5 protein-coding genes are annotated in these 4,819 nt (G+C 62.5%); 2 read left to right on the forward strand and 3 right to left on the reverse strand.

The window, feature by feature from the left end:
* Nucleotides 1-106: 106 nt before the first annotated feature.
* Nucleotides 107-1,528 carry a protoporphyrinogen oxidase gene (gene hemG, locus VEK15_27785; protein ID HXV64530.1) on the forward strand — a complete coding sequence of 474 codons (1,422 nt, stop codon included), beginning with the start codon at nt 107-109 and terminating at the stop codon, nt 1,526-1,528.
* A gap of 182 nt (nt 1,529-1,710) precedes the next feature.
* On the opposite strand, the gene VEK15_27790 is transcribed toward hemG, so the two are convergent.
* Together VEK15_27790 and VEK15_27795 are read right to left on the reverse strand one after the other, a co-directional pair.
* Nucleotides 1,711-1,974, reverse strand: coding sequence for a ribbon-helix-helix domain-containing protein (locus VEK15_27790; protein HXV64531.1), 264 nt, complete (start codon nt 1,972-1,974; stop codon nt 1,711-1,713).
* A gap of 119 nt (nt 1,975-2,093) precedes the next feature.
* The gene (locus VEK15_27795) at nt 2,094-2,318 is read right to left on the reverse strand and encodes an AbrB/MazE/SpoVT family DNA-binding domain-containing protein (protein HXV64532.1); all 225 of its coding nucleotides are present in this window, start codon (nt 2,316-2,318) and stop codon (nt 2,094-2,096) included.
* 427 nt (nt 2,319-2,745) lie between these two features.
* Between VEK15_27795 and VEK15_27800 the strand changes: the two genes are divergently transcribed.
* On the forward strand, nt 2,746-3,201 hold the full coding sequence (locus VEK15_27800; protein HXV64533.1) for a hypothetical protein: 456 nt from the start codon (nt 2,746-2,748) through the stop codon (nt 3,199-3,201).
* Here VEK15_27800 and VEK15_27805 read toward each other — a convergent pair.
* The coding region (locus VEK15_27805) for a tetratricopeptide repeat protein (protein ID HXV64534.1) at nt 3,135-4,819 on the reverse strand (1,685 nt) is incomplete at its 5' end. The two genes, VEK15_27800 and VEK15_27805, sit on opposite strands and share 67 nt — an antisense overlap.

Consider the following 4,819-nt stretch of genomic DNA (forward strand, 5'->3'; position numbering starts at 1 on the left):
GATGGGACAGCTCTTCGTCCGCAATCTCGCGATGTGCTTCGACCGCTACATGCGCGAACGGCACGCGAACGAGACCAAACCCGTGTTCAGCCGCACGGTCTAGCCCTTGAAACGCCTCGTCGTCGTGGGTGGAGGTATCTCGGGAACGGCCGCGGCTTTCGCCGCAAGAAAATCGGCGGAAGCCCTCCGCCGTCCTCTCGAGGTTCGCCTGCTCGAGCGCGAGCGCGAGATCGGAGGCAAGGCGAGAAGCCATCGCGAGAGCGCCTGGCTCTTCGAGACCGGCCCCATCGGCTACCTCACGACCGAGCCCATCGTGGACGAGCTCGTTCGGGACGTGGGGCTCGAGCAAAAGCTCCTCGTCGCGAGCGACGCGCACAAGCACCGGTTCGTCTACTCGCGCGGGCGGGTCCGAGAAGTCGAGGCCCATCCCATCGGTTTCGCTACCAGCGGGCTTCTGAGCCTGAAGGGTCTGCTCCGCGCCGCGGGCGAGCCGTTCATCCCGGCCAAGGCGGACGACTCGGACGAATCGGTGTGGCATTTCGCGGCGAGACGGCTCGGCCCGGAGTTTGCGGACCGGCTCATACATCCGATGGTGCTCGGGATCTTCGCGGGAGACGCAAAGCGGCTGTCGCTCGAAGCCGCCTTTCCTCTGATGGCGTCCCTCGAGCGCGATCACGGCTCGCTCGTGCGCGCCCAGATCGCGCGGGCGCGATTGCGTCGAAAAGGGCAGCTACCTCCACGGCGATCGAGCCTCTGCTCTTTCGAAGAGGGAATCCAGTCCCTTCCGCTCGCGCTCGCCTTCTCGCCAGGAATCTCGGTCTCGACCGGCGTCCGTGTCGATGCGCTCGCACGCCTCCCGGGAGGCCGGTATCGTCTTGCCATTAGGCAGATGGAGGACCCCATCGAGGCCGATGCCGTGATCCTCGCGTGCGAGGGGTTCCGCAACGCGCAGATTCTGAGCCAACTCGAACCCGGGATTGCCCGGCAGCTCGAGCTCATCGCCTACCCGCCCGTGGCGGTGGTCGCTCTCGGATACGGCTCCGAAGCGAGGCGGGTTATTCCTCGAGGCTTCGGCGTCCTCCTGCCTCGGGGGGCCGGCTACCGCGCCCTCGGCGCGACCTGGGACGGCTATCTATTCGACAAGAGAAACGCGGAGGAGCACCTGCTCATCCGTGTGTTGTTCGGAGGAAGCTTCGACCCCGAGATCGCCTCCCGCGGCCCCGACGAGCTCATGGAGACGGCGAAGCGGGAGATGGCAGTGCTTCTCGGCCTCGACGCCGAGCCCTTTTTTTCACGCGCGAAACTCTGGGAGCGAGCCATCCCCCAGTACGAGCTCGGACACCTCGAGAGCATCCGGCGCATCGAGGAGGCGCTCTCGGGACTGCCCGGGCTGTACCTCGCGGGGAACGCGCTCTACGGAACGGCGTTCGGAAAAGCCGCGGCGACGGGGGTCCGTTGCGGAAGAGCCGCGGTGGAGTGGCTCTTCGATACGAAGCACGGAGAAAGGAGGACCGACGGAGCAAATTGACGCAGCTCTACTCCTCGATAGGTGAAATTTCCTATCTTCCTATCTTCTGACCCGATGGCGGTCCCTAGTCGTCGACCTCGACTCCGTTGAGCTCACGAAAGTGCCCCGCGTTGTGCGTTGCGACTCGAGCGTCGACACGCGGTGCATCACCGTCGAAACAGCACTCGTATCCAAAACCAGCATCAAAACGGTGCCACACCGCGGTTTCGACGACTCGATTGGATCGACTCCAGCCATTTCGCGAGCGAATCTCGAAGCGCTTTCTCATCGGAGGGTGGGAGTCGATCGCTCGAATAAAAGTCCTCCGGCCACTGCTCGCGAGCCTCCGCGAGATAGGCTTCGCAGGCTTCGACAATGACTCGGTTTCGGCTTCGGCCCGACTCCCGCGCGATTTTGTCGAGTCGCTCGACGAGCTCGTCCGGCAGATGGACACTTGTGCTGGCCATAGTGACGACTCGAATAGAATATACCAAGATAGGGGTCTGCGGACCGGCGATACCAGGTGTGGGTCCTCGGTAAATACGTCGAGGATGACGTTGCTGTCGACGAGGATCGAGCTCAACGACTATTCTCGCGTGAGAGCCAGAATCTCGTCGGTACTCATGCGGACGGATCCCTTACCACGCATGCGGGCCAAGAGCCTCCTCCCTCGACGGGCTCCCTTTTTCGCCTTCCGCAGACGCACCACGTTCCCCGACACTTCGAACTCGACCTCGGTATCGGGAACGAGCCCGAGCTTCTCTCGGATCTCCTGAGGGATCGTCACCTGACCTTTGGATGTAATTCTCATTCTTACTCTTACCAAATACTCTACCTGGCGACCCACTGGAATCAAGGAGGCCTGATTCTGGAGATTAAGTGGAGGCATTCATGCTCAATGCCATGGCGGCACCCGTGAACGATTCGTCTTCGCGCTAAGGCTCGGACCCGCCGAAGCTTCCAGCGGAGGCGGGTCGGCCGCCACGGCTCGGGCCGCTTACGGCCGGCAACTTTGCAATGGGCCGTCCGGCGAAGAAAGCCACCGTCATAAGGTTAGAGTTCTCCGGTTTCGCCGCAAAACTAACCAGCAGGTGCTCTCCTCACCATCTTCCACCCCTTGGGGGACTGCGCCACGACCTCGATTGAACTCTGAGGCAAACTTTTCATCGTTCTTTCATCGTCTCCTCAAGATTCGAGGCGCCGCACCCGGTAGCCTGACCCCAACAAGGAGGCTAACGATGACGAAGCATTGGCTCGGTTGGCTCGGGATTCTCTCTATGAACTTCGTTGCCGGTCGAGCGGTCTACGCTCAAGCGGCGATCGAGGTGCCGATGAGCAAAGGTCCGGATGCGCGCGCTGCCTGCGTACCGGGCAATGCTGGAGAGTGGGTGTTCAAGATCGAGGAGATCGAGGGCAAAGTCACCAAAGTGGTCGTGAGCGTGTTCAAGAACGCGCACCCCACCGAGGTCGACGGAGAGCTTCGAATCTGCGCCGACCATCCAGACCCAAGACCTCAGGCGCTTTGTCCGGACATTCCCGAGAACACAGTAGGCGAAATCGTGGGTTCGCTCACTCTCACCAAGCCGCAAATAGGCAAGACGGCAGCCTTGCCGTTAGAGGATGGACCCTACTGCGTTGCGGTGCTCCGCTCCGGTAGGGGGAGGCTCGTCATGTCCGTGAATCCTCCCCAGTAGTTCGCGAAGCGCTCGCGGAGCTTCCGGGCCTTCTCCAGCTCTCCCCGATTCTCGTGGATCGACGCGAGAAAGGAGAGGCTGCGAACGTAGGGGATGGGCCAGTAGAGGTGCTCGTAGCCGCTCTCGGCAATGCGGCTGAAGAAGTGCAGTGCCTCCTCCTCGTCGCCTGCGGCGACATAAGCGGACGCGAGGGAGTACCAGACGGGAACGTGGTCGTTGAGACGGCCCCGCGGCCAGTGAAGCCCGCGCGGAGGAAGAAGAGACCGAGCCTTCTCGAGCTCTCCGATCGCTTGCTCGTGCTCGCCCGCGGCGAGCGCGATCTCGCCCGAGAGATGGTGCCATCGCCTCTTCTCGCGATTTCCCGGAATGGGCTCCGTGCGTCGCCGCAGCTTCTGCGCCGTCTTCCGCGCGTCCTCGAAACGCCCCAGCCGGGCCTGGGCGAGCCCTTCGAAGAAGAGACCCTGCCACTCGGGCACGTGCCCCTCCCCAAGCTCCTGAGCTCTTCGCGCTTCCTCAATGGCTTTTTCCAGCTGGGCTGTCTCCACCAGGACGTGCGATTTGAGGCTTCGGGCGAAACCGCTGAACGGTCCATCATCGCCATAGGCCAACGCGGCGCGTTCCAGAGAGTCGAGAGCATCGGCCGATCGTCCGCGATAGAGATGGTTCCAGGCCTGGCTTCGAAACCCGCGCCAGGTCCAGTAGGGCTCGGCCGAGAGCGTCATCTCGCCGGCGTAGGCGCCGGCGTCCTCCCACTCACCGCGGAGCGCCGCGATCTCCCAGCGACCGTAGGCGATGTGCTCTTCTCCCGGGGAGAGCACATCGGCTCTGTCGAAAGCCTGGACCGCTTCCTCGTATCGTCCCGCCCAGGTGTGAAGAAGGCCGATGTTCCGGTGGATCTCCCAGCGGTTCGCATGGAACGAAAGCGCGTCCTCGAGCGCCTGAAGGCCTCGATCGATCTGCCCGAGAGAGGCGTACGCGTGCGCTAGCTCGTAGTTGTGGACGACCAGCCCCCGGCGCCGCACCTCCTCGAGCTCCTCGATCGCCTCGGGAAACCGCTCCAGATATGCATAGCAATTCGCCAGGTTGTGGCGCGCGATGTCTTCGGGATAGAGCTCGAGGAGTCTTCTGTAGGCTTCGATCTCCTTCGCGATCGTGATTTCGCGCGTGGAATAGTAGCAGGCTTCGATGTAATAGCGCTCTCGCGTGGTGACGCGATCCAGATGCTGAACGGCCTCCGCGAGATAGGCTTCCATTTCTTTCGGCCGACTCAGATTCCCGTGCCATATCCCCAGTTGGGCGAGAGCGAGGGCGAAGCCCGAGTCGATCGCGACCGCTTTTTCCAGAAACAGGATCGCGTCCTCGAAACGGAACGTTTGGAAGCGCAGCTGCATGCCTTCGGCATAGAGTCGGTAAGCCTCGACCGAGGACGTGGTCACGTCCCGCAAGTGTCGATCGAGTCGCGTGTCGGCTCGGGCGGAGAGTCCCAAGTCGACCTTCACCAGATGGGTCAGCTTCTCGACCATCGAAAAAAGACTGGAGTCGCCGATCCCTTCGACTTCGTGGGTCTCCAGGTTTCCCCCTCTCACAAGATCCTCGACGCGCATCGTGACCCGAAGGA

The organism is Vicinamibacteria bacterium (assembly GCA_035620555.1).
In the GTDB taxonomy this organism is placed as follows: domain Bacteria; phylum Acidobacteriota; class Vicinamibacteria; order Marinacidobacterales; family SMYC01; genus DASPGQ01.